Source organism: Acidisoma sp. (assembly GCF_965199065.1).
In the GTDB taxonomy this organism is placed as follows: Bacteria; Pseudomonadota; Alphaproteobacteria; order Acetobacterales; family Acetobacteraceae; genus Acidisoma.
Map to the genome: position 1 here is coordinate 197,229 of NZ_CBDAQN010000003.1, position 25,008 is coordinate 222,236.

Below are 25,008 nucleotides of genomic sequence, written 5' to 3' on the forward strand. Positions count from 1 at the left end.
CGGCAGCGCCCCTGGCATAGCAAGCCCCCTTCGACACGCTTTGATCGCGGACATGTCCGGGCTTATGTCTTGCAGCGCACCATTCGTGGACGGGATCGCTTCAATGCCCTATGACTTCGACCTCTTCGTCATCGGCGGCGGCTCCGGCGGCACGCGCTGCGCCCGTATCGCCGCGAGCTACGGCGCGCGCGTCGGCATCGCCGAGGAACGCTTCTGGGGCGGCACCTGCGTCAATGTCGGCTGCGTCCCCAAGAAGCTCATGGTGCAGGCCGCCGAATACGCCTCCTGGGCCGAGGATGCCCGCGGCTTCGGCTGGGACATCGCTCGTGGAGGCCATGACTGGGCCGGGTTCATCGCATCCAAGGACCACGAAATCACCCGCCTCCAGGCAATCTACAAGTCGATGCTCCAGAAGGCCGGCGCGCGGGAGTTCGAGGCGCACGTCCGCTTCATCGACCCCCATACGCTCGACGTGGGCGGCCAGAGGGTCACCGCCGAGCGCATCGTCATCGCCACCGGCAGCACGCCCAACAAAGCCGACATCCCGGGCGCCGATCTTGCCGGCATCACCGACGACCTGTTCTACCTGCCCAGGCGCCCGGACCGCATCGTGATCATCGGCGGCGGCTACAGCGCGGTCGAGTTCGCCAGCATCTTCAGGGGTCTGGGCTCGGAGGTGCATCTCGTCTACCGGCAGCCCTTGCCCCTCCGGGGCTTCGACGGCGACCTCCGCGAGGCGCTGGCCGAGGCCATGGCGGCGGAAGGCATCCACCTGCATCACGGGCTGGTGCCGACGCATATCATGGCCGAGGGCCCGACAGGGGACGAGCGTCGCGTCCACCTCTCGGACACCACCGACATCCTCGCCGACTTCGTGGTCCTCACCACCGGCCGCGTGCCCAACGTGACGGGCCTCGACCTCGAGGCGTCGGGCGTGGCGCTGAACGCCGGCGGCGCCGTCCAGGTCGATCGCGGCAGCCGCACCAACGTGCCGCATATCTACGCCATCGGCGACGTGACGGACCGGCTCAACCTCACGCCCTGGGCGACCGCCGAGGGTCATGCCCTGGCCGACACCCTGTTCGGCAACAACCCGCGCGAGGTTTCGCCCGAGAACGTGCCGACCGCCGTTTTCTCCGTGCCGCCGCTGGCGACCGTCGGCCTGTCCGAGGAGGATGCCGCCCAGCTTGGGCCGGTCGACATCTACGTCACCCGGTTCACCCCGATGCGCCATACGCTGACGGGCCGCAAAAGCAGGCGCGCGTTGATGAAGCTCGTGGTCGACCAGCGCAGCCAGCGGGTGCTCGGCGCGCATATGCTGGGCGAGGATGCGGCCGAGATCATGCAGGGCCTGGGCATCGCCGTGCGCATGGGCGCGACGAAGCAGGATTTCGACCGCACAATCGGCATCCACCCGACGGCCGCGGAAGAATTCGTGACGATGCGCACGCGGACCCGTGTTGCGGGCGTCGCAGAAGCGGCCGAGTAGCTTTTCGCCTTGTTTCGGCGGATAACCGCCGGCCGCGCCAACGAATAGATACCATTCGAGGCGTCAGATTGCGAGGAAGAGACCGATGAGCCTGACGGGGAGCCCCAACCGTCCTCTCGACAACCGCGCCACCGAAACGCGGAGCGCCGACGCTTGGACGATCGACAGCTGGCGCGGCAAGCCGGTGCGGCAGATGCCGATCTATCCGGACCCCGCGAAGCTTTCCGCGGTCGAGGCGCGGCTGCGCCGCTACCCGCCGCTCGTGTTCGCGGGCGAAGCACGCCGGCTGAAAGCCTCCCTCGCCCGCGTCGCCGAAGGCCGCGCCTTCGTGCTTCAGGGCGGCGACTGCGCCGAGAGCTTCGACGATTTCACCGCCAACATCATCCGCGACACCTTCCGCGTTCTGCTGCAGATGGCGGTCGTGCTGACCTTCGGCAGCAGCGTGCCGGTGGTGAAGATGGGCCGCATGGCCGGCCAGTTCGCCAAGCCGCGCAGCGCCGATATGGAGACCGTCGGCGAGGAAACGCTGCCGAGCTACCGCGGCGACATCATCAATGGCCCGGCCTTCACCCCTGAGGCCCGGGTGCCTGACCCGGCCCGCATGGAGACCGGCTACTTCCAGTCGGCCGGCACGCTCAACCTGCTGCGCGCCTTCGCGACCGGCGGCTATGCCGACCTGCACAGCGTCCATCGCTGGAACCTCGGCTTCGTGGAGCGCAGCCCGCTGGCCGCCCGCTACCAGGATCTCGCGACCCGGATCGACGAGACGCTCAACTTCATGAGCGCCTGCGGCATGACCGCCGAAACCGCCCCGCAAATCCGCGAGACGGATTTCTACACCAGCCACGAGGCGCTGCTGCTGCCCTACGAGGAGGCGCTAGCCCGCGTCGATTCCACGACCGGCGATACCTATGCCTGTTCGGCGCACTTCCTCTGGATCGGCGACCGCACCCGCCAGCTCGACGGCGCGCATGTCGAATTCATGCGGGGCATCCGCAACCCCATCGGCCTCAAGGTCGGTCCCTCGACCGAACCCGAGGATCTGCTGCGCCTCATCGATGCGCTGAACCCCGCGAACGAGCCGGGCCGGCTCACGCTCATCAGCCGCATGGGCGCCGACAAGCTGGAGACCAAGCTGCCGCGCCTGCTGCGCGCCGTGCGGCAGGCGGGCGCCTCGGTGGTCTGGCTGACCGACCCGATGCACGGCAACACGATCTCCACCACCCATGGCCGCAAGACGCGCCGGTTCGACGCGATCCTGGGCGAGGTGCGCGGCTTCTTCGAGGCGCATGCGGCGGAAGGCACCTGGCCCGGCGGCATCCATGTGGAGATGACCGGCCAGGACGTGACCGAATGCGTCGGCGGCGCGCACCGGCTGACCGAGGCCGATCTCGGCCGGCGCTACGAGTCCTTCTGCGATCCGCGCCTCAACGCCGAGCAGTCGCTGGAACTCGCCTTCCTGGTCGCGGAGGAGTTGAAGGCGCGACGGCTGCCGACGCCCGCCGCGGTCGCGGCCACCGTGGCAGCGGCAGAGTAAGGGGACCGCGCGGATGGACACGCTCTCGGCGGAAGACCTCGTGCGGCCGGAGACGATCGCGGCCTACACCGACACCTACTTCAACAAGACCAAGCAGATCGTCAGCCGCTTCGGCGACAAGACGGTGACCTATGCGGTCTTCCTCCGTCGCCCGGTGATCTCCGCGCCGAAGCTCATGCTGGACTGGATCAACGAGGTCGCGACGGCGCGCGGCACGGTGTTCGACATCGAGGTGCTGCATGCCGAGGGCGAATGGGTCGGCGCCGGCGAGCCGCTGCTCTACATCACCGGCAGCTACATCCACCTCACGGATCTGGAGACGCTGATCCTGCAGAAGGTCGGTTCGGTCTGCGTGGCCGCCCACCACGCCTACCAGATGTGCATCGCGCTGCCGAACGTGACGTTCCTGGCCATGGAGGCGCGGCACTGCGCCGGCACCGAGATGCAGGCGATGATGGCCTACGGCGCGTCCGTCGGCAGCCGCGCGGCCCAGCGCGAGGGCGCCCGGGGCTTCATCGGCAACGCCAACGACGCGACGGCGCATTTCTTCGGCGCGGCCCGGGGGTTGGGCACGATGCCTCATGCCCTCATCGGCTACGCCGGCTCGACCGTGCGGGCGGCCGAGATGTTCCACGAGACCTTCCCCAATGACAGCCTGACCGTGCTCGTGGATTACTTCGGGCGCGAGATCACCGACGCGTTGGAGGTCTGCCGGCGCTTCCCGCATCTCGCGGCGGCTGGCAACCTCTCGGTGCGGCTCGATACCCATGGCGGGCGCTTCCTTGAAAGCCTTGACCCGGCGGCGAGCTACGCGGTGCTGGAGCGCCACGATCCCGGTGCCATCCGGCGCTACCGCAGCGATGCGGAGTTGCGGCATCTGGTCGGCACTGGCGTCTCGGCGGCGGCAATCTGGCGAATGCGCGAGGCGCTCGACGAGGCCGGTTTTCCGAAGGTGCGGATCGTCGCGTCGTCGGGCTTCGGCGTCGACAAGTGCCGCGTGATGGCCGATGCCCGGGCGCCGATCGACGTGGTGGGCACGGGCAGCTTCATCCCGGACCATTGGCACGAGACCTACGCGACGGCCGACATCATCGCCTATGACGGCGAGGCGCGGGTGAAGCTCGGGCGCGAGTTCCTCCTCCAGCGGCGGCAGAATGGGTCGAAAGCCGAGAGAGAGCCGGGCACCTGATGTGCCCGGCCCGCGAGGCTGGTCAGGCGGTGTGCAGGGTGATCACCCCTAAGCTACCAGTGTGCGTCAATGAGAACACGTCGCGGGTGTAGTTCCCCGCGAGGTGTAGCGTGCTGATCGTCCTGCCGGCGGCGCTCAGGGTGAGCGTATCGGCGGCGCTGCTCCAGACGGCTTTGTCGATCCCGGCCATTTCGATCTGATCGCCGATGGCAAACCCGCCGATGGTGCTCTGCACGGTGGCCGCCGTGGCGAGCGACAGGGTCTCGTTAGTGCCGCTCATGAAGGTGAGGGTCGGCATGAGCAGTGAGGTGCCGGTGATGGCAACCGTGCTGTCTGGATTGATGATGACGGAGCCGGTCCCGCTCACCTTGCCGTCGAGCTGGAGCGTCCCTCCATTCGCCACGACCTTGCCGTTATCGATGAAGAAGCCGCCAGCCCGCGTCGCGAGCGTCCCGTACCCGGCAATCTGACCCCCGGCCGCTACGGTTACGTTACCGCTCGCGATGGCGGCCGAGACGGTGCCACCCGCCAGATCGACGAAGCTGCCGTTCGACACCGAGAGAGCGCCCTGTGCCGAAAAGGTCGCTGTGCCCTCGACGGTCAGATTGCCCGTGCCCAACGACGAGGCCGTGTTCCCCCCACCGATCAGGGCGCTGCCGTTCACCGTCATCGTGCTGCCGGAGAACAGGGTGGCCGTACCGGACGCTCCGGTGTCGAAACCCATCGTGAAGAACTGGCCGAGGTTGATATGGCTCCCCGCGTCGACGTTGAGCGTGCCGGCGCCCGTCATCCCCACGTAGATGGATCCGGCCGACACCGCGCCGCCCGCCACATGTATCGTGCCGCCGCCGTCTGCGCTGATGCGGTTGCCCACCGCGAACGTCGATCCGGCGTTGATCGTGAGGTTTCCCGTGCCTAGTGGCGAAGTGACGGTTCCGCTACCGATGCCGGCGTCGCTGGCGACCGTCACCGCCGAGCCGGAGGATATAGTCATCGCTCCGCTGGCGCCCGTGTTTTTGGCCAGATAGAGGCTCGCGCCGATCGTGACCTCGCTTCCAGAGGCCACGTTGAGGATACCGACGCTCCCGGTATTCCCGCCGACCAAAGCACTACCATTCACGTTGAGCTTTCCCCCGGCCGAGACGCTGATCGTGCCGACGCTGCCGCTGTCCGCGCCTATCAACAGACCGCTGCCGACGTTGACCTGTCCCTGCTGCTCGAGGTTGAGCGTGCCTTGGCCAGCGAGACCGACCGTCAGAACCTGATTCATCGTCCAGGTCGCGTTGTCGATCGTGGCGGTGCCGATTCCTGCCGACCGCACGCCGATGGTCCCGTTGTTGCTGGTGATCGTCGTTGCAAGCGTATTGCTTCCATTCGCGATCAGGTTACCCACACCGCCTACGCCGACCTGAATGACGCCGCCTCCGTTGAGGGAGGCAGCATCGCCACCATCATGCAAGGAGGCGCCGGGAGCAAAGACCACTGTCGAACCGACGCAAATCATCAACCCTTGGCAGTTTCCAACGCCTGCGGTCGTCACCGAGCCCGTGAATGTGTCGGTGCCACCCCTGACGATCATGATCGCATTGACGGCGACCGGTCCGCCGACGGTCATGCTCGCGCCATTGAGGATCTGAACGTTGTCGTTCATTCCGGGAACCCTGCCGCCGTTCCAATTCCTGGGGTCTCCCCAGTTGCCGCCAATCCCGCCGCTGCTGTACACGATCGTTGCCACTGTTTAGTTCCCACCACGTCCATGACGGTGCAGCCTTTAGCGAGAAAAGATTAATCGGGAGTCACCAATTCATTTTGGAGTCGACTCTTTGCTAAGGGGTTCTTCAGGATCCGCTGCGTCCCGGTTCATCGTTCAGGCGGGACTTGGTAACGCCCTAGTCATGATCCATTCGCTTCGTGGGAACCGGCGTCAGCTGGGCTGAAGGCCGCGCAGCCGAGGCGGAATACCTACTGCACGGGGCTTTGGCTTTGACGCGCAGGGCCGGCTCAGGCATGGCTCGCCCACCATGAACACCCGCACCCCCCGCCTGCGCTTCGCGCCCAGCCCCACCGGCTACCTGCATGTCGGCAACCTGCGAACGGCCGTCGCCAACTACCTGTTCGCGGCTCGGCATGGCGGCGAACTCATGCTCCGCATGGACGACACCGACCTCGCCCGCTCCCGCCCGGAGTATGAGGCCGCCATCCAGGAGGACCTCCACTGGCTCGGCATCCCCTGGGCTCAGTTCGCCCGCCAGTCCGAACGTATGGACCGCTACGAGGCGGCCGCCGAGCGCCTCAAAGCCTCCGGCCACCTCTACCCCTGCTTCGAAAGCGAGGAGGAACTGGCCGCCAAGCGCGCCATGCGCCTCAAGCGCCGCCTGCCCCCGGTCTATGACCGCGCCATGCTGGCCCTGACGCCCGAGCAACGCGCCGCCGCCGAAGCCAATGGCAAGCGCCCCTATTGGCGCTTCAAGCTCTCCGGCGACACCATCACCTGGAACGATCTTGTCTTCGGCGAGCGGCGGGTGAAGCTGCCCAGCGTGTCGGACCCCGTGCTCATCCGCGCCGACGGCACGCCGCTCTACACCTTCACCTCGGTCGTGGATGACCTGGAGTTCGGCGTCACCCACATCATCCGGGGCGAGGACCACGTCACCAACACCGGCATCCAGATCGACCTCATGGCGGCGCTCGGCGGCAAGCCCGGCGACATTGCTTTCGCCCACCTCCCCCTGCTGACGGATGCCGAAGGCGGCAAACTCTCCAAGCGGTTCGACAGCCTCTCGGTCCGCAGCCTGCGGAAGGATGGGCTGGAGCCGGACGCCATCATCGCCTACCTCGCGCGCCTCGGCTCGGCGGACGACATGGCGCCGCTCACCCGGGCGGAGCTGGCGGACAGCTTCGATCTCGGCCGCATGTCCCATTCCGCCGCCATCTTCGATCCGCGCCAGTTGCTGGCCATCAACCGCCACCTGCTGCACCGGCTGAGCTTCGCAGAGGTCGCGAGCCGCCTGCCGCCTGAGGCGACGGAGGGCTTCTGGCTCGCGGTGCGCGGCAATCTCGATCTGCTTTCCGAGGCGCGGGACTGGTGGCGCATCGTCACCGGCGACATCGTCCCGCCCGCGCAGCCGGAGGAGGCGGAATTCCTGCGTATGGCAGCCGAGCATCTGCCGGCCGAACCGTGGGATGCGGCGACGGCCGGCGCATGGACGAAAGCGCTTGGAGCGGCCGCGGGACGCCGCGGCAAGGCGCTGTTCCATCCGCTGCGGCTGGCGCTCACGGGCGAGGAAAGCGGTCCCGACCTGCGCGATCTGCTGCCGCTCATCGGCCGGGACAGGGCTCTCCGGCGGCTCACGGGCTAGCCGGAAAACGATCAGCCGTCGCGTTTCCGCGTCTCGCGAAGCGCCCCGGAGACCAAGATCGCTCCGAGGCCGGCGAAAAGCAGCAGTGCCGGCATCCAGTCCGGGAGCCCGAGGTGCGGTAAAACCCGCCAGGCCACCGCCAGCCACACAACGATCGCGCCGGCGAAGACGCCGTCATCCACGAACAAGCCCCACAGCTCGTCGCGGATCAGTTCCAGCGCCCTCATCGCGCGAGTGCCCTGGCGAAGCGGCGGCGCGCGCATAGAGAAACAGCCACCAGCGCCACCAATAGAAAGCCCAGGCACAGCCATAGCAGGCAGAGGTCGCCGCCCGGCCAGGCGATCCCGGCGCCCTCGCCCACCCAGAACGTGCCAAAACCACACAAGAGAACCCCGACCGCAAACTTCAGGATGTTCTCCGGGATCATGGACACCGGGCGGCGCAACGCCACTCCGAGCGCCACGACGAGGCAGAAGGCCGCCAAGGCGCCCAGCGCGGCCGGCAACAACAGGCCCCGGCCGGCGGCCCCCACGGCAATAACGATGAAGACGACCTCGATCCCCTCAACCATCGTTATCTTGAACGCGACGGCGATGGCCGTGCTGTCCCAACCCTGCTTAAGCCCGTGCAGCTTGCCCAGTTCCTGCCGCTGACGCGCATAGAGTGCGTCCTCGTCATGCAGCGGAATGATGCCGGCACTCCGGAGGATCGCCTTCCGCAGCCAGCGCATGCCGAACAGCAGCAGCAGAGCGCCAAGGGCAAGCTGGACCGCCCCCAGCGGGATCCTTGTCAAAATGGGTCCGAGCACGATCACGAGCAGCAGCAGAACGACCACGCCCAAGCCGCTGCCGCCAAGTGCGCTACGCCATCCGCGCGTGGCGCCGACCGCCAGCACAACAGTCAGCGCCTCGACGAACTCCACAAGCGAGGCAAGGAAAGCGGCAAGCACCGACGGTCCGCCGTGGATGATATCGATGGGCACAGAGCGTCTCCTACCGGCGGCGTGGAAGGACGCTCATATAATGCGGGACGACCACCGGCAAAACCGGCCGTGACGGAGTTCGCCGAGAGAACCACCAGTGAGCGGCATGCGCGCTCGCCGTCAGAATTCGCTCCAGTTGTCTTCATGCGCCGATGCCGGTTCCGCGCGCGACACGGCGGCGACATCATCCCCGCGTTCATGACCCGCGGCTCCGCTCGGGGCCCGGCGCGCCGGAACCTTGGCTGCCTGAGGCTTGGCCTTCGCCGCGAGCGGGCGAGCAACTGCTCCCTTCGATGCAGCCGGACGATGCGGCGTCGTCGCGGCGCGGGCGGAGGCGGGGCGCGCCGTCTGCGGCACAAGCTCCCTGCCGACATCGAACTGACCCACCAGCTGCGACAAAGCATCCGCCTCATGCGCCAGACTATGGCTGGCGGCCGTCGTCTGCTCCACCATGGCCGCGTTCTGCTGCGTCACCTGGTCCATCTGGTTCACGGCATTGTTGACCTGGTCGAGACCCGTCGCCTGCTCGCGCGCCGACGCCGCAATCTCCGCGATGAGGTCGTTCAGCTTCGCCACCTGCTCGACGATGCGGCCAAGCGCCTTGCCGGTATCCGCAACCAGCTTCACGCCGGACTGAACCTGCTGCCCCGAACTCGAGATGAGAGCCTTGATCTCCTTGGCGGCATCGGCGGAGCGTTGCGCCAGGGCACGGACCTCCGTCGCCACCACCGCAAATCCACGGCCGGCATCGCCGGCACGTGCCGCCTCGACCCCGGCATTCAGCGCCAGCAGATTGGTCTGGAATGCGATCTCGTCGATCACGCCGATGATGTTGCTGATCTGCTTCGACGACTGCTCGATGCCGTTCATGGCGGTCACCGTCTCATGAACCACGGCGGTCGAGCCTTCTGCATCCTGTTTCGCATTGGCGACAAGCGCCCGCGCCTCGGTGGCGCCCTCGGCGGTCTTGCGGACCGTCGCGGTGATCTCGTCCAGGGCGGCGGCGGTCTCCTCCAGCGTCGCGGCCTGCTGCTCGGTGCGCTGAGAGAGGTTGTCGGACGCCTGCGTCACCTCCGCCGCGGTCGAATGCACGCCCGCGGCGTTTGCCGCGATTGACGCCATCGTTTCCTGGAGACGGATCATCGACGTGTTGAAGTTGTCGGTCAGGACATCGAACTTGCCCGAGAACTTGTCCGTTATGCGGGCGGTGAGGTTGCCGTTGGCAAGCGCCTTGAGGGCGTCGCTCAGGCCGTCGATCACCGCGGCCGTGCGAGCCGTTTCGTCCTTGACCGCTGCCTCGGCAATCATCTGGGCGTGGATGTCACTGAGAGAGCCGCAGGCTTGCGCCATCGACCCATCCGCCGAATAGCGGCAGCCACCCGTCGCGCGGAACCAGCGGTAGCCGCCATCCGGCATCTTCAGCCGGTAGCTCACGTCGTAGCGCGTGGCACCCGTTTTGTCCTGTAAATGACCGCCGAAGGCGGCGAACACACGCGGCGCATCGTCCGGGTGGAGCCGGTCCGACCACGATTGCATGACGTTCGGGTATTCCGCCTCCGTGCGGTAGCCGCAAAGGCGCCGGAACTCTGCGGACCACGTCCACTTGGCCTCGGGGTGAGCAGGGTCGGCGTTCGGCATGATCGCCTCCCACAAGCCGATGCCACAGGCCTCGTCGAGGAGGTTCGACCGGTCCGCGACCGCACGCAGCCGGGCTTCGAGGAGAGCCATCTTTTTCTTTGCAGTTCCGAAGAAAACCAAAGCCACCCCCACACCGTCCAGCTCGATTGCTCTCTCCTTAGCGGCAAAAACTGAAAATTTGGTTGCCAGCGGGACAACCTATGCCGAACAACCGGTCGGCACCCCGGATCAGACCGCCGCTGGCAAAGCGGCCTCATGCTCCGCGCGGGCGAAGACCGCCGAAACCCAGGCGAACATCAGGCTCGCCGTGGTGGCGATCAGCGTGTTGTCGGTGGCGGAATGCACCGCGAAGGCGAGGAAGACCAAGATCATCACTGATCGCTCCGCCCCGCGCATGCCGCGGGCGGCGCCGCGCAGCCACAGGATCATGAGCAGCAGCAGCAGGCCGAGGCCCACGCCGCCGCCTTCCACCGCGATGCGGAGATACTCGTCGTGGGCGGCATTGGTGCCGAGCAGTTTCCACAGCAGCGTGCCGACCGGCACCAGCACCTTGCCCGATCCCGTGCCCCAGCCGAACCAGGGCGAGCGCCAGAACGCCGCCTCGTAGATGGGCCAGATGAGGGTGCGGTTGCTGAGGTCGGTCACGTTCCCCTGGGAGGCGAGGCTCAGCAGCCGCACGAAGCCGAGGAATGGCGCGGCGAGCACCGCCGCCGCGGGCGCCGCTGCAACCGCCAGCAGCACCGGCACACGGGCGCGCCAGGGCCAACGCTGCGTGGGCACCGCGCCGGCGACGAGCAGGATCAGCAGCAAAGCAAGGCCCAAGGGCGCTCGGGCGCCGGTCGCCAGCAGAACCATGATGTCGCCGCCGAGTGCCAGCAGCCGCCAGCCGCGCGCCCCCCGCACCTGCTCCAGCAGCAGGGCGTAGACGCTGATGAGCGTGAAGCCCGCGAGGAACGCCGGATGGGTCGAGGCTCCCAGCCGCAGCGCGCCATCCTCGACACCATAAAGCGGGCGCAGCCGCGCCGCCGCAAGGCAGGCGCCGAAGCCGATGATGAGGAAGGGCGAGGCAATGACGGTGCCGATGACGCGGCGGGACCAAGCCGCCGACAGACGCGACCAGGAGAAGGCAAAGGGGGCGGCGGAGCCGATGAGGCTGCGGATGCTGTCCGCCATCACGAGCCCCGGCCAGACGCCATGCATGAAGCCGGCGCCGAACATGAACAGGAAGGCCAGACCCGGATTGCAGGGGTCGAACCTGGCTCCGTAGCGCAGCAGGCAGACGATCAGCAGCGCGAGCCCGACACCCTTGTCGATGCCGATGATCTCAGAGGCATGACCGATCAGATCGCCCAGCCACATCTCGGGGCAGGTGGCGAGGGCCGCCAGCCAGAGAGCGGTCGCCGCGGCGGGGCGGGCCGCAGCGAGAGCGGCGATGGCCGCCACGGGGAAGAGGGTGATCGCAGGCCACAACGCGTCCGGCATGAACCAGGCGAGCGCCAAGCCAACCAGCAACATACCCCCGAAAGCCAGAGGCCAGACCGGAACCTCGGGCCACTCCATTCCGGTATCGTATCATGTCGCGTGCAGGTCCGGTAGTCTGAGCTAGGCCGGCGACCGGGGCGCTCTAACGCTGCCCTCGGGGTTCAGCTGCTCTATCTGCGGCGAAGCTTGCGCGCGGCATACCGAGCATCGCGCGCGGCCTTCTGCTGCGCCTTGAGCTCCTGCTCGGCGGCCAGAGCCGCAAGCGCCGCGGCTTTCTCGGCGGCGATGCGTTCCTCTTCCTCCTGCTTGCGGCGCACCGCCTCGGCGGCCTGGCGCACCAGATCCTCCTGGCGCAACCGTTCGCGCTCCGCAGCACGCACCGCGCGAGCCTCGGCTACCAGCCGCCGTTCCTCGGCAAGCTTCAGCAGCCGGGGATCATCCGGTGCCGCGCGCGACTTGAATTTCTCCAGGAGATCCTGTTTGGCCTTGAGCGCCGCGTCCCGGCGCTCAACGAAGTTATTGTCCTTGAAGCCAGGCATACTCTCTTCTCTCTCGCGACGGCGCGGGCCCGGGCGCAGGGCGCAGGGAAACCTTTTCGTCGATGGTTTTGGTGCGTGCGCTTCATACACCGCCTGTCCAGCGAGGGAAGCGCCCTTTTGCAGGCGGGCAGGTCCGCGCCTGATGATCGCCTGCCCCGCAACTATCTTGCATGCGCGGGGTAGCGGTGCGAGCGTGACAGAGCTATCTGTGCTTCTCTGCAATTCTGAGAGTGATTGTTATGGCGACTGGTACAGTTAAGTGGTTCAACCTTGACAAGGGGTATGGGTTCATCACGCCGCAGGACGGCGGTAAGGATGTGTTCCTGCACATCACGGCGGTTCAGGCGGCGGGCCTGAACAGCGTGAACGACGGACAGAAGGTCAGCTACGATGTAGTGACCGAGCGCGGCAAGCAGGCCGCCTCCAACCTCAAGAAGCTCGGCTAGTCTGATAGTCCGCCCCGGGTCCTGCCTGGGGCGGTTTATTCTTGTGCCGGCCAACCTCAGGGCGGCCGGATCGTCCGCCCTTTCCGACGACGGAGAGACGGAATGAGTTACAAGTACGCGCTGGCAGCTGCTGCCGGCGGAATTATGTTGTGGTCGGCCGCGGCCTCCGCTCAGCCGGCTTTGCCCGCTTGCGACAGCCCTGAAGCTCGCACCGGCGTGAATATTGCCTGGCAGAAGCTGAACACCCCCTATACGATTTCGAGCGTCGCCGGGATCACAACCGACCGGCAGACCTCAACCGAGATCGCTTGCCTGGCGATTGCCACGCTTTCGAACGGGTCCCACCGCCCCATCGGCTACAAATTCCGCATCTATGACGGCAAGCTGCAGAGTTGGGTCGGTGTCTTCGTCATGAAGGACGCGCGGTAGGACGCTGGTGCGCGTCCTGGCTCTTCCGTAAGCGCAATCATCATTTGAGGTTACTTGCGCCGCTCCAGCCGATGGTCCAGTCTGAAACGATTGGGAAGGTTGCGGCACGAAAGGACCAAACATGCTCTTCTTCCTCGTCATCGTCGCTGTGCCGTTCATCATCGTTCTGGTGTCGCTCGTCAGGCCGGAGTTGGTGGAGCAGGTCATCCGGGAGCCGTCGGGACGTGGCGTTGTCCGTCCTCAAGGAACCGTCGAGCAGCCTGGTCCAACGCGGCCCCGCTGATCCGGTCACGCTTTCAGGAGCGCGAGACCTGGAGCCTGCTCGCCCGTCAGAAATGCGGTGAGATACATCTTGCCGAGGACGAGCTTCGTTTCCGGTGCATCAATGGCCGGATCGCCTCCGCCGATGGCGCGCCTGAGTGCGGAGAAAGTAAGGCAGGCCGTTTCAGTCTCCTCGCGTGGGCCCAAGGCCGCCGCCGCCGCGCTCAGAAAGACACCTGCGTAGTATAATCGCGTAAGGGCACGGACCAAAGGCAGCCGTGCGTCGACGTCGTCATCCGTGGCCGAGCCTCGCCAGGATTGCAGCAACACCGGCTCCGAAGCAGGAGACATGGCAAAGCTGTCGAGCACGATCGCCACGTCCACGAGCGGATCGCTCCGGTAGGCAGATTCCCAGTCGATCAGCCATAGACGCCGGCCATCGAACAGGAAGTTCCGTGGCACCGGGTCGTTGTGGCTGGAGACGGAGGCCCCCGCATCCCAAGAATATCGCGCCCGGACATGCTGCAGATGGTCGGTGTGGGGATCGAGCACGCCCGGCGCAAACAGGCCTGTCCCGCAGACCCATGCCCAAAGGCGGCCGACGATGTCGGGATAGTCGACGAAGCGCGGGAACGGCGGCGTTGCTCGAACGCGCGCCAGAAGGTCACCAATCGCCTGCGCGAGCGCCTCAGGGCCGCCTGGATAGGCACTGATCGGCTGCTCCTCGATGAAATCCATCACGGCGACACGCGCCGCCTCGTCGATATGATGCAGGCGCGGCGCAATCCCCGCCTCCGCCGCGATCCGCATGGAAGAGTATTGGTGCGGATTGCGGAGCGGGCTCGCCTCCCCTTCAACGCGGACGAGATAGCGCCGCCCCCCGACATCAACACGAAACGGAAAAGCACCCGAGGCGCCCCCGCTCACGGGCACGATCGCGTCGATCGCCGCAGTACCGAACGCCACGGCGACCGCGGCATGAACCGCCTCGCGATGGGCCTGAGACACCGGCAGACCGCTAAGCTGCCCCGACGAGAGTTGAATTGCAGGTTTCAGCATGAGCCGGTTCCTGAGTGTGAGAGCCATTGCTCTATCGCGACCGACCGCTCTCGGAGGATGACCGGTTCCGCGGCTCGCTCTGTCAGTCATAACGCCGCTCGCACCCAGACCAACAACGGGATCGACAAAAAACGCCTGATGCCACCGAAGCGCAAGCCGTCCCTGCTTCTCCCATCTCGTGGCGATGAGGCTGTCGCCGCAATCTGTGATGTGGTCCGCCGCATCCCGAAGGGTTGGGTTGCCACCTATGGCCAGATCGCCGCTATGGCCGGCCTGCCGAGGCGCGCCCGCCTTGTTGGCCACGTTCTCCAACACCTCGAGGCGACAAGCGATGTGCCCTGGCATCGTGTCGTCAACGCTAAGGGCGAGGTGTCCTACGCCCTGTCCCGCAATGGCAGCGACGCTGTCCAGCAGCGCCTGCTCGAGAAGGAAGGCATCGAGTTTGATGACAGGAATCGCTTCGATGTGGAGCGCTTCCGCTGGCGCGATTAACCTATCCAGCGCAATTGTTTCGACCTAAATGAATAGGCCGTCTCTACGGCCCCGGGCGGCGAAAGCCTCACCCCTCAGGCAGACGAGCGAATCGCGATCGCCGCCGCCGCTGCGCGGTTCTCGACGCCGAGCTTGCTGTAAATCTGCTCCAGATGCTTCTGCACCGTCCGCGGACTCATGCCGAGAATCTCGGCAATGTCTCGCGTCCCCTTGCCGTGCCCGATCCACAGCAACACTTCCGCCTCCCGCACCGTCAGGCCCAGCCGTTCCCGCAGCCGCGCCTCCTCGGTCGAACTCCGCGTCTCCATGATCCGGAACAGCACCTCGTCCGGCGCCATCCGTCCGACATAGATGAATTGCAGCACCCTCGCCTCGCCGACCGCCGCCGCGATCTGCCCCGGCACGGCTTCAGCCGGCTCGGCCAGCCACTCCGGCACCCAGGGACAGGCGATCTCGCCACATCCGGCCAGAAGTGCCGCCGCCTGGGGCGTCGCCCAGACCAGCGCGCCCTCGGTGTCGGTCGCCAGCAGGTATCGCCCCGCCGTATCCAGCGCCGCCTGCGCGCTCCGGGTCCGCCGCGCGCCCGTCAGATGAACGCGGATGCGCGCCACCACCTCGGCCAAGGCGAGCGGCTTGGTGACGTAGTCGACGCCGCCGGCCTCCAGACCCCGCACCACGTCCTCGCTCTCGGTAAGGCCCGTCATGAACACGATCGGCACCGCCGCCAGCGCCGGGTTGCGCTTCATCCGCCGGCAGGCCTCGAAGCCATCCATCCCCGGCATCACCGCGTCGATCAGGATGATGTCGGGCAACACCCGCTCCACCACCACCATGGCCGCCGCCGCCGATTGCGCCATCAGCACCGTGTAGCCGGCATCCTCCAGCACCTCGTTTAGAACGCCCAAAGTTCCTGGCGTGTCGTCGACCACCAGCACGACATCCCGCCGGTTCATGCGGCTCCAACCTTGTCCCTGGGCCGGGCCATCGCGTCGAGCGCGGCGACAAAGGCGTCCAGCCGGTAATCGGCGATCATCGACCGCAGCGGTGCGAGGGCCGGCTCCAACGCAGGGACCTCCTCGCCGAGCGCATCGAGCCGCAGCCGGATGCCGCGCACATAACCGATCGCCGCCAGCTCCCGCAGCTCGTCGAGCTGTTGCGCGGTCAGAGCCACCCCGACATCCCGGAGCCCCACAACCGGCTCGCTCGCCAGCCGCGTCCACTCCAGTTCCAGCAGGCGGCCGATCGTCTCCAGCAGCAGGTCGAGCCGCACGGGCTTGGCCATCACGTCGTCATGCGGCTGGCCCTCGCGCGGTGCCGCTTCCAGCTCTCGCGCATTGGCCGAGACAATGACGATGGGCGCTGTGGTGCCGGTGTCCGTGCGCAGCCGCGCGGCCAGGTTCCAGCCCGTCATGTCGGGCATCGCGAGGTCGAGCAGGAATAGATCCGGCCGCCATTGCGCGGCCATCGCGAGGCACTCGGCGCCGCCGCCCGCCCCCATCACCGTGAAGCCCAGCGGCGTCAGCAGGTCGAGCATGAGCGACCGGTGCGTCGGGTCGTCGTCCGCCACCAGCACGGTCAGCCGCCGGCCGCGATAGCCGGTGATCTCCAGCGCCGGCGGGCTTGGCCGCAGCGTCTCCGCTGCCTCCGACAGCAGCAGGCGCAACCGGAACCGGCTGCCCTCGCCGAGCACGCTCGTCGCCGTCACCTCGCCGCCCATCACCTCGGTGAGCAGCCGCACGATGGTGAGCCCGAGCCCGGTGCCGGGCACCGACTGGTCGCCCGCGCGCTGGAACGGCTCGAAGATGCGGACGAGGTCGGGCTCGGCGATGCCGCGCCCCGTGTCGATGATCTCGAAATCCGCCACCTGGCTGCGATAGCGCACGGTGAAGGTCACGCTGCCCTGCGAGGTAAACTTGATCGCGTTCGACAGCAGGTTGATGAGCACCTGCCGCATCCGGTGCTCGTCGGCGTAGACGAGACGCGGCAGCGCCTCGGCCCGGTAGTGCAGCGCGATGCCTTTGGTTTCCGCCTGCAGCCGCATCATCTGCACGAGATGGTCGAGGAACTCCGGCAGCCGGATCTCGTCCCGGTACAGCTCGATATGCCCGGCCTCGATCTTGGAGATGTCGAGCAACCCGCCGATCAGCGCCGTGAGATGCTCGCCCGACCGGCGGATGATGCGCAGGCCCTCGCGCTTGCGGACGGGGATGTCGGCGTCCTTCTCCAGCAGCTGCGCGTAGCCGAGGATAGCGTTGAGCGGGCTACGCAGTTCATGGCTGATGCCGACGACGTAGCGGCTTTTGGCGCGGCTGGCGGCCTCGGCGGTCTCCTTCGCCTGCTGTAGCGCCGCGTCGGTCTTCTGATGGGCGCTGATTTCGTCGAGCAGCAGCACGGTCTGGCGCCTTGTCTCCTCCTCCGCCGCGCGCCGGCTTTCCTGCGCCAGCACGGCGAGCCAGGAGACGACGCCGCCGATCACCAGCATGACCAGGAACGTCTTCCAGAACGCGCCGATGGCGGCGGCATGGCTGATCGGCCCGCTGCCGACGGTCTGCGCGTCGATCGCGATGAGCAGCAGCCCGGTGCCCGCCGAGAACAGGAACAGCACACCCACGAACCGCGCCAGCCGCGCCCGCATGAGCGCCACGACCGAGGCCGGAAGGATCGTGCGGAACGGCTTGGCGAACTGCTCGGCGACGCGGCCATGCGGCTTGCAGGCGTCGTGGCAGCGCGCATCCAGCGAGCAGCAGAGCGAGCAGATCGGCCCCGTATAGACCGGGCAATAGGCCATGTCCTCGGGCTCGAAGGCGAGTTCGCAGATGCTGCAGCCGATGACGCCGCGGTTTGCCCAGGCGGCGCGGCCTCGCCGGGCAAGGTAGGTGCGGCCACCCGTCGCCCAGGCGATGAGCGGTGCCGCGACGAAGGCCGTGCCGAAGGCGAGGAAGGTCGAGAGGTCTGCGGCCATCGGCCCGAGCAGCCCTGCATAGGCGCCGAGCGACACCGCCGCCGCCAGTAACATGGCCCCCACGCCGACCGGGTTGATGTCGAAGAGATGCGCCCGCTTGAACTCGATCCCCTTAGGGCTGAGGCCGAGCCGCTTGTTGACGACGAGGTCGGCGACCAGCGCGCCCATCCATCCGGCCGCGACATCCGAATAGACCACCAGCGTATGCTGGATGGTTTTGGTCACGCCGGTCTCCATCAGCAGCAGCGCGATGACGATGTTGAAGATGAGCCACACGACGCGCCCCGGATGGCTATGGGTGAGGCGCGAGAAGAAGTTCGACCAGGCGAGCGACCCGGCATAGGCGTTGGTCACGTTGATCTTGATCTGCGACACGACCACCAGCGCGCAGGTGAGCGCAATCGCCACACCCGGCGAGGTGAAGGTCGCGAAGGCAAGCCGGTACATCTGCGCCGGCTGCACCGCCTGATCGGGGACCAGCCCGGAATGCAGCGCGACATAGGCGAGCAGGCTGCCCGCCAGCAGCTTGACGACATCGATCACGATCCAGCCGGGGCCGCCGAGCAGCAGCGCCGTCCACCACCGGCGCGCCCCGATCGTCTCGCGCGGCGGCAGGAAGCGGATGAAGTCGACCTGCTCGGCGGTCTGCGTAATCATCGCGAACAGGATCGAGGCCGCCGCTCCGAAGCCCGCCAAGTCAAATCCTGAAACCCGGTGCCGGCCGCCGAAGCTCACCCAGCCATGGAGCCATTCCGGATGCTTGATGAGCACCGCGAGGATCGGCACGAGGTTGAGCACGAACCACACCGGCTGCGTCCAAAGCTGCAACCGGCTGATGAAGGTGATGCCGTGCGTCACCAGCGGCACGACGACGACCGCGCAGAGGATATAGCCGAGCCACTCCGGCACGCCGAAGAAGGTTTGCAGCATCGACGCCAGAATGACCGCCTCGATGCCGAAAAAGATGAAGGTGAAGGAGGCGTAGATCAGCGACGTGATCGTCGAGCCGATATAGCCGAAGCCCGCGCCGCGCGTGAGCAGATCCACATCCACGCCAGCCCGCGCGGCATGAACGCAGATCGGGATGCTGATGATGAAGATCATCACGCTGACGAAGGCGATGGCGGCGATGCTGTCGGTGAAGCCGTAGGCGAGCGTGATGGTCCCGCCGATCGCCTCCAGCGCCAGGAAGGAGACCGCGCCGAGCGCGGTGTTCGCGACCCTCAGCGCCGACCACTTCCGCGCGCTCTTGGCCGTGAAGCGGAGCGCGTAATCCTCGAGAGTCTGGTTCGCGACCCAGCGGTTGTACTCGCGCCGGGTGCGCGTGATCCGCTGCCGCGCCAGCCGGGCGGATCCCGGCGGTGTGCCGATCCTCATCGGTTCGCGAACCGCGCAAAGACCCATTCAGGGCGACGTACTGATGTCAAAACGATTGACGTTCGAACAGTGTATTGCCCCGAATTCCTCAACGATCGATGAACAAAGGCGGATTGGCTCTCGCGGCGAACAGAATTGGACAGGAAGAGATGCAGGACGTGGCCGCCGAAGTCGACAGCTCGCGCATTGTGAGCATTCTGCCCTACCGGCTGAAGGCGCTCAAACGGCGCCAGCAGGCGGCACGCGCGGCTCTGCACATCGTCCCCTCGCCACCTGTTCCGGAGGCTCGTCTTTCCTCTAACGAAACCGGCACGATGCGGGCCGGCATCAGGCATATCGCTTCCGGCAGGATGACGTTGACCCACGCGCGGCTGCAGACGGTCATGACCATGTTGACCGTGCGAACGGCAAACCGCCGTGGCTTGCTGGAGGATCCGCGGCTCGAAGCCATCGTCGTCGACGGGCAGCGGCAGGTCTTCGCGGGTTTCTGGCCGGACTAGCCGATCCACGAGCGCCCCACGCAGACACTGGGCGCTCCTCATCGCCACAATATCGTTTCGCGAAACCATTCCGTTCTCATCCGGCTGAAAGGTCATGGCGTTTCCAGCATCCCACGTCTGGAGCCGCACGTCATACGCGCTTTGACGTATGGCCCGCGCGGCAGGCTCGCCCTCTAGTCTCGTTCCAGCTTGCAGCCACCGCAGCGCAACGAAACCCGAGAAACAGGAGCCGAAACGATGACGGACGAGATCAACGCGCCGACTGAGCCCCAGACGGAACCAAAGATCGAGATGGGCCGCCGCAGTCTCGGCGGGCTCAGCCTCGCCGCCGCCGCCGCGGCCACCATCGGCACCGCCGCCGTCGGCACCATTGCGACCACCCGCCCGGCGCGCGCCCAATCGGCCGGCACCATCAAGGTCGGCGTGTTGCACTCCCTCTCCGGCACCATGGCCATCAGCGAGACGCCGCTGAAAGAGGTCATGCTCATGCTCATCCAGCAGCAGAACGCCAATGGCGGCCTGCTCGGCCAGCAGCTCGAGGCGGTCGTGGTCGATCCGGCGTCGAACTGGCCGCTGTTCGCCGAGAAGGCCAAGCAGCTTCTCAGCGTCGACAAATGCGCCGCGGTCTTCGGCTGCTGGACCTCGGTGTCCCGCAAGTCGGTGTTGCCGGTGTTCGAGCAGCTCAACGGCATCCTTTTCTACCCGGTCCAGTACGAGGGCCAGGAGTGCAGCCGCAACATCTTCTACACCGGCGCGGCGCCGAACCAGCAGGCGATCCCGGCGGTCGACTACCTGATGAACACGGTGCATGTGAAGCGCTGGGTCCTCGCCGGCACCGACTACGTCTATCCCCGCACGACCAACAAGATCCTTGAGGCCTATTTGAAGTCGAAGGGCGTCGCGGCTTCCGACATCATGATCAACTACACGCCTTTCGGCTATTCCGACTGGCAGGGCATCGTCTCCCAGATCAAGAGCTTCGGGTCCTCGGGCCAGAAGACCGCCGTCGTCTCGACCATCAACGGCGACGCCAACGTGCCCTTCTACAAGGAGCTCGGCAACCAGGGCATCAAGGCGACCGACATCCCCGTCGTCGCCTTCTCGGTCGGCGAGCAGGAGCTGGCCGGCATCGACACCAAGCCGCTCATCGGCCACCTCGCGGCCTGGAACTACTTCGAGAGCGTGCAGGACCCGGCGAACACCCAGTTCATCGCCGACTTCAAGAAGTTCACGAACAACCCGAAGGCCGTGACCAACGACCCGATGGAGGCAGCCTACATCGGCTTCAACATGTGGGTGAAAGCGGTCGAAAAGGCGAACACGACCGATACGGATGCGGTGATCGCCGCCCTGCCGGGCATCGTGGCGCCGAACCTGACCGGCGACTACGCCGCCCTGATGCCGAACCACCACATCACCAAGCCGGTGCTGATCGGCGAGATCCAGGGCAACGGCCAGTTCAACGTCGTCTTCGAGACGCCGGGCACGGTCGTCGCCCAGCCCTGGTCGCCGTATCTGCCAGAGTCCAAGGACCTCATCGGCGACTGGCTGCCGCCGATGTCCTGCGGCAACTACGACGTGGTCCGCGGCAAATGCCTCGGCACGAAATCTGCTTGATGCGCTGACGACCTGAGAGTTTCCCCGCCCGCGGTGATCTGCGCCGCGGGCGACGGAAGAGGAGGCCAGCCGTTGACCCAATTCCGCAAATCCGTATGGCGACGAGCCTGTCTCGGCGTGCTCCTGGCCATGCTGGCGGTCGTTCCGCTTGTGGCCGCACCGGTCGCGCGTGCCCAGACGGTGGCGACAACCTCCGACCCCTATGCAGGCCTCACCAGCACAGACTTCGATACGATCGTGAGCGCCGTCGGCACCATTGCACTTTCCGGCGGCGCGCGGGCGCGAACCATCCTGAGCGCCCTTGGCAACAACGACCTGTACACCTGGAAGTATCCCCGCTCCGACCACGGGCTCTTCATCGACGATCCGAATACCGGCACCTGGACCAACGCCCGCACGGGCGCCGCGATGCCCGCCCCTCCCTTCATGACCATCCGTAAGGTCATCGCCAACGACATGGTGACCGGCGCTATCGCCACGGCCATCGGTGTGCTCGACCTCGCCTCGCCCAACGCCGGCACCCGCCGCGCCGCCGCCGAGGCCATCTTCGAAAGCCCTTCGCCCGCCACTCTGCCCGTCGTCCGCCATGCGCTCGCGGAGGAGACGGATGCCGGTGTCCGCACCACGCTCATGCAGGCGCAGGCCGCCGATGAATTGGCAACGCCCGCCACGCCCGTTCCGACTCAGCTTGCGGCGATCAAGGTCATCGCGGCGCGCGGCGACCTGACGGCGCGCAACGAACTCGCTTCCTTGTCGGGTGAGCCCGCACCCGTCGCTGCCGCCGCCACCGCCGCCATCGGCCACATCGACTTCGTGCTGAAACTCTGGAACTGGCTGGAGACCGTCTATTACGGCCTCAGCCTGGGCTCCGTGTTGCTGCTCGCCGCCGCCGGCCTCGCCATCACCTTCGGCGTCATGGGCGTCATCAACATGGCGCACGGAGAAATGGTCATGATCGGTGCCTACACCACCTTCTGCGTGCAGCAGGTGTTCCGCGCCTATGCGCCGGACTTCTTCGGCACCAGCGTCATCGTCGCCATCCCCGCCGCCTTCATCGTGGCGGGCGCAATCGGCATCCTCATCGAGCGGACCATGATCCGCTTCCTCTATGGCCGTCCGCTGGAAACGCTGCTCGCGACCTGGGGCCTCAGCTTGATCCTCCAACAGGCGATCCGCTCCCTGTTCGGCGCGGAGAACCAGGATGTCGGATCTCCAAACTGGATGAGCGGCTACTTCATGGTCGGTGGCCTCACCATCACGGTGAACCGGCTCTGCATCATCGTCTTTGCCTTCGCCGTCGTGGGCGGGTTGATGGCGGTGATGCGGTACACGCCGCTCGGCCTCCGTATGCGCGCGGTCACGCAGAACCGCCGCATGGCGGCCAGCATGGGCATCCGCACGCCCTGGATCGACGCCATGACCTTCGGCCTCGGCTCGGGCATCGCGGGCGTCGCCGGTGTCGCGCTCAGCCAGATCGACAACGTCTCCCCAAACCTCGGGCAGAACTACATCATCGACAGCTTCATGGTCGTGGTCTTCGGTGGCGTCGGCAACCTCTGGGGCACGGTGCTCGCGGCGCTCACGCTCGGCATCGTCAACAAGGGGTTGGAGCCGGTCGCCGGCGCCGTGCTCGGCAAGATCGTCGTCCTCGTCCTCATCATCCTGTTCATCCAGAGGCGCCCGCGCGGTTTGTTCCCGGTCAAGGGACGGGCGGCAGAAGCATGACCCGGCTCTCCCTCACCCTCACGCCAATCATCATCATCGGCGTCGCGTTTGTCCTCGCATTCCTCAACCTCGCGACCCCGCCCGCGAGCGCGCTGCACGTCTCGGACTTCGTCGTGGGTCTCGCGGGCAAATACCTCTGCTACGCAATGCTGGCGCTCGCCGTCGATCTGGTCTGGGGTTTCGCCGGCATCCTCACATTGGGACACGCCGCCTTCTTCGCCCTCGGCGGCTACTGCATGGGCATGTATCTGACGCGCGAGATCGGCGCGCGCGGTGTCTATGCCAACGCAAACCTGCCCGACTTCATGATCTTCATCGGCTGGAAGCAGCTGCCCTGGTACTGGCACGGCTTCGAGTGGTTCCCCTTCGCCGTTGTCATGGCGCTCATCGTGCCGGCGGTGCTGGCGGCGGTTTTCGGCTTCCTCGCCTTCCGCAGCCGGGTCGGCGGCGTCTATCTCTCCATCATCACCCAGGCGCTGACCTACGCGTTGCTGCTGGCTTTCTTCCGCAACGACATGGGCTTCGGCGGCAATAACGGCATGACCGACTTCAAGGACATCGCCGGCTTTCCGCTCGACCGCAGCACGACAACCACGGCGCTCATGGTGCTCTCGGCGCTGTTCACCGCCGCCGCATTCCTGTTCGCGCGCTGGCTGGTCGGCAGCCGCTACGGGCAGGTGCTCGTGGCCGTGCGCGACGCCGAGAGCCGCACACGCTTCCTCGGCTACCGGCCCGAATACTACAAGCTCGTGGTGTGGACACTCTCGGCCATGATCGCCGGCATCGGCGGCGCGCTCTATGTGCCGCAGGTCGGCATCATCAACCCGAGCGAATTCGCCCCCGCCAACTCCATCGAGGCGGTGATCTGGGTCGCCGTCGGTGGGCGCGGCACGCTGACCGGCGCTATCCTCGGAGCCGTGCTCGTGAACCTCGGCAAGACCATCCTCACGGGCGCGATGCCCGGCGCCTGGCTCTATGCGCTCGGAGGACTGTTCATCCTCGTCACGCTGTTCCTGCCGCGCGGCATCATGGGCACCTTTGTTCGCCGCACCATCGGCCCCGCGCTGCCGACCGCCCGCGAACCCCAAGGCCTGGACGCCATCGACACGGAGGCGGCTGATCTGCACGAGGCGGGCGTCGATGTGGAGACGACGGCATGAGCGAAGCAGTTCGCGGCGCCGACAGCGATCTGCTGTTCCTCTCAGGCGTCAACAAGACCTTCGACGGCTTCAAGGCGATCAACAACCTCTCCATTTCGCTCGCGAAGGGCGAGATGCGCGCGGTGATCGGTCCCAACGGCGCCGGCAAGAGCACGATGATGGACATCATCACCGGCAAGACCAAGCCGGATACTGGCCGCGTGCTGTTCGGCACCGACACCGACCTCACCCGCATGGACGAGCCCTCCATCGCGCAACTCGGGATCGGGCGGAAATTCCAGAAGCCGACGACCTTCGAGAGTCATACGGTCTGGAACAACCTGCTGCTGGCGCTCGCCGGAAACCGCAGTCCGTGGTTTACGCTTGGAGCCCGGAAGACGCGCGCCGAGGCCGACAAGATCGAGGCGTTGCTCGCCACCATCCGGTTGACGGAACACCGGGACCGGCTGGCCGCCAACCTCTCGCACGGGCAGAAGCAGTGGCTGGAGATCGGCATGTTGCTCGCGCAAGACCCGCAGCTGCTGCTGGTCGATGAGCCCGTGGCCGGCATGACGGATGCCGAGACCGAGCAGACGGCGCATCTGCTGCGCGACATCAACCGCACGCGCTCCGTGGTGGTGGTCGAGCACGACATGACCTTCGTCCGCGCGCTCGGCGTGAAGGTGACGGTGCTGCACGAGGGGTCGGTGTTGTCGGAAGGATCGCTCGATCAGGTCAGCGCCGATCCGAAGGTCATCGACGTTTATCTGGGACGCTGAGAGGAAC

At 66.6% G+C, this 25,008-nt stretch carries 22 protein-coding genes; 13 read left to right on the top strand and 9 right to left on the bottom strand.

From position 1 onward, the window contains the following. The first annotated feature begins 103 nt into the window (after positions 1–103). The 3 genes from gorA (at position 104) to ACOEQ1_RS09145 (ending at position 4,215) form a co-directional block, all read left to right on the top strand. Complete coding sequence (gene gorA, locus ACOEQ1_RS09135; RefSeq protein ID WP_419758940.1) at positions 104–1,489, top strand: glutathione-disulfide reductase; 1,386 nt, start codon at positions 104–106, stop codon at positions 1,487–1,489. Positions 1,490–1,574: 85 nt separating this feature from the next. Next, positions 1,575–3,026: a class II 3-deoxy-7-phosphoheptulonate synthase gene (locus tag ACOEQ1_RS09140; RefSeq protein WP_419758941.1), complete on the top strand. Its 1,452-nt coding sequence runs from the start codon at positions 1,575–1,577 to the stop codon at positions 3,024–3,026. 13 nt (positions 3,027–3,039) lie between these two features. Beyond that, positions 3,040–4,215, top strand: coding sequence for a nicotinate phosphoribosyltransferase (locus ACOEQ1_RS09145; RefSeq protein ID WP_419758942.1), 1,176 nt, complete (start codon positions 3,040–3,042; stop codon positions 4,213–4,215). A 22-nt stretch (positions 4,216–4,237) separates the two neighbouring features. Here ACOEQ1_RS09145 and ACOEQ1_RS09150 read toward each other — a convergent pair whose 3' ends face one another. Beyond that, entirely contained in the window at positions 4,238–5,950 is a 1,713-nt protein-coding gene (locus tag ACOEQ1_RS09150; RefSeq protein ID WP_419758943.1) for a beta strand repeat-containing protein, read from the bottom strand. A gap of 286 nt (positions 5,951–6,236) precedes the next feature. On the opposite strand from ACOEQ1_RS09150, the gene gltX reads away from it, so the two are divergent. Next, positions 6,237–7,574 carry a glutamate--tRNA ligase gene (gene gltX, locus ACOEQ1_RS09155; protein ID WP_419758944.1) on the top strand — a complete coding sequence of 446 codons (1,338 nt, stop codon included), beginning with the start codon at positions 6,237–6,239 and terminating at the stop codon, positions 7,572–7,574. 11 nt (positions 7,575–7,585) lie between these two features. Here the strand turns inward: gltX and ACOEQ1_RS09160 are convergent, their stop codons facing one another. The 5 genes from ACOEQ1_RS09160 to ACOEQ1_RS09180 form a co-directional block, all read right to left on the bottom strand. Beyond that, positions 7,586–7,801 carry a hypothetical protein gene (locus tag ACOEQ1_RS09160; protein ID WP_419758945.1) on the bottom strand — a complete coding sequence of 72 codons (216 nt, stop codon included), beginning with the start codon at positions 7,799–7,801 and terminating at the stop codon, positions 7,586–7,588. Then, on the bottom strand, positions 7,798–8,556 hold the full coding sequence (locus tag ACOEQ1_RS09165) for a hypothetical protein (RefSeq protein WP_419758946.1): 759 nt from the start codon (positions 8,554–8,556) through the stop codon (positions 7,798–7,800). Before ACOEQ1_RS09165 ends, ACOEQ1_RS09160 begins: the two co-directional genes overlap by 4 nt. Before the next feature lie 120 nt (positions 8,557–8,676). Then, positions 8,677–10,284, bottom strand: a complete 1,608-nt coding sequence (locus tag ACOEQ1_RS09170; protein ID WP_419758947.1) for a PAS domain-containing methyl-accepting chemotaxis protein — start codon at positions 10,282–10,284, stop codon at positions 8,677–8,679. Between the two features lie 138 nt (positions 10,285–10,422). Then, positions 10,423–11,754 (bottom strand): O-antigen ligase family protein, encoded by a 1,332-nt coding sequence (locus ACOEQ1_RS09175; RefSeq protein ID WP_419758948.1) that lies wholly within the window; start codon positions 11,752–11,754, stop codon positions 10,423–10,425. 92 nt (positions 11,755–11,846) lie between these two features. Further along, on the bottom strand, positions 11,847–12,215 hold the full coding sequence (locus tag ACOEQ1_RS09180) for a DUF6481 family protein (protein WP_419758949.1): 369 nt from the start codon (positions 12,213–12,215) through the stop codon (positions 11,847–11,849). Positions 12,216–12,454: 239 nt separating this feature from the next. Here ACOEQ1_RS09180 and ACOEQ1_RS09185 point away from each other — a divergent pair, with 239 nt between their 5' ends. The 3 genes from ACOEQ1_RS09185 (at position 12,455) to ACOEQ1_RS09195 (ending at position 13,373) form a co-directional block, all read left to right on the top strand. Continuing rightward, positions 12,455–12,661 (top strand): cold-shock protein, encoded by a 207-nt coding sequence (locus tag ACOEQ1_RS09185; protein ID WP_419758950.1) that lies wholly within the window; start codon positions 12,455–12,457, stop codon positions 12,659–12,661. Between the two features lie 102 nt (positions 12,662–12,763). Further along, positions 12,764–13,090: a hypothetical protein gene (locus ACOEQ1_RS09190; RefSeq protein ID WP_419758951.1), complete on the top strand. Its 327-nt coding sequence runs from the start codon at positions 12,764–12,766 to the stop codon at positions 13,088–13,090. 121 nt (positions 13,091–13,211) lie between these two features. Continuing rightward, the gene (locus tag ACOEQ1_RS09195; RefSeq protein WP_419758952.1) at positions 13,212–13,373 is read left to right on the top strand and encodes a hypothetical protein; all 162 of its coding nucleotides are present in this window, start codon (positions 13,212–13,214) and stop codon (positions 13,371–13,373) included. 5 nt (positions 13,374–13,378) lie between these two features. Here ACOEQ1_RS09195 and ACOEQ1_RS09200 read toward each other — a convergent pair whose 3' ends face one another. Further along, positions 13,379–14,410, bottom strand: a complete 1,032-nt coding sequence (locus ACOEQ1_RS09200) for a phosphotransferase (protein WP_419758953.1) — start codon at positions 14,408–14,410, stop codon at positions 13,379–13,381. Positions 14,411–14,467: 57 nt separating this feature from the next. Between ACOEQ1_RS09200 and ACOEQ1_RS09205 the strand changes: the two genes are divergently transcribed. After that, positions 14,468–14,902: an MGMT family protein gene (locus tag ACOEQ1_RS09205; RefSeq protein WP_419758954.1), complete on the top strand. Its 435-nt coding sequence runs from the start codon at positions 14,468–14,470 to the stop codon at positions 14,900–14,902. A gap of 74 nt (positions 14,903–14,976) precedes the next feature. Here ACOEQ1_RS09205 and ACOEQ1_RS09210 read toward each other — a convergent pair whose 3' ends face one another. Both ACOEQ1_RS09210 and ACOEQ1_RS09215 read right to left on the bottom strand, forming a co-directional pair. Next, on the bottom strand, positions 14,977–15,855 hold the full coding sequence (locus ACOEQ1_RS09210; RefSeq protein ID WP_419758955.1) for a response regulator: 879 nt from the start codon (positions 15,853–15,855) through the stop codon (positions 14,977–14,979). Further along, a complete protein-coding gene (locus ACOEQ1_RS09215; protein ID WP_419758956.1) occupies positions 15,852–19,241 on the bottom strand; it encodes an ATP-binding protein in 3,390 nt (1,129 codons plus the stop codon). The genes ACOEQ1_RS09210 and ACOEQ1_RS09215 overlap by 4 nt, the downstream gene beginning before the upstream one ends. Before the next feature lie 149 nt (positions 19,242–19,390). Between ACOEQ1_RS09215 and ACOEQ1_RS09220 the strand changes: the two genes are divergently transcribed. The 5 genes from ACOEQ1_RS09220 to urtD all read left to right on the top strand — a co-directional run bounded on the left by ACOEQ1_RS09220 (position 19,391) and on the right by urtD (position 25,001). Then, positions 19,391–19,741, top strand: a complete 351-nt coding sequence (locus ACOEQ1_RS09220; RefSeq protein ID WP_419758957.1) for a hypothetical protein — start codon at positions 19,391–19,393, stop codon at positions 19,739–19,741. Positions 19,742–20,032: 291 nt separating this feature from the next. Then, on the top strand, positions 20,033–21,358 hold the full coding sequence (gene urtA, locus ACOEQ1_RS09225) for an urea ABC transporter substrate-binding protein (protein WP_419760670.1): 1,326 nt from the start codon (positions 20,033–20,035) through the stop codon (positions 21,356–21,358). A 72-nt stretch (positions 21,359–21,430) separates the two neighbouring features. Continuing rightward, positions 21,431–23,083 carry an urea ABC transporter permease subunit UrtB gene (gene urtB, locus ACOEQ1_RS09230; RefSeq protein WP_419758958.1) on the top strand — a complete coding sequence of 551 codons (1,653 nt, stop codon included), beginning with the start codon at positions 21,431–21,433 and terminating at the stop codon, positions 23,081–23,083. Next, positions 23,080–24,243, top strand: coding sequence for an urea ABC transporter permease subunit UrtC (gene urtC, locus ACOEQ1_RS09235; RefSeq protein ID WP_419758959.1), 1,164 nt, complete (start codon positions 23,080–23,082; stop codon positions 24,241–24,243). Before urtB ends, urtC begins: the two co-directional genes overlap by 4 nt. Beyond that, a complete protein-coding gene (urtD, locus tag ACOEQ1_RS09240; RefSeq protein ID WP_419758960.1) occupies positions 24,240–25,001 on the top strand; it encodes an urea ABC transporter ATP-binding protein UrtD in 762 nt (253 codons plus the stop codon). Before urtC ends, urtD begins: the two co-directional genes overlap by 4 nt. Positions 25,002–25,008: the final 7 nt, after the last annotated feature.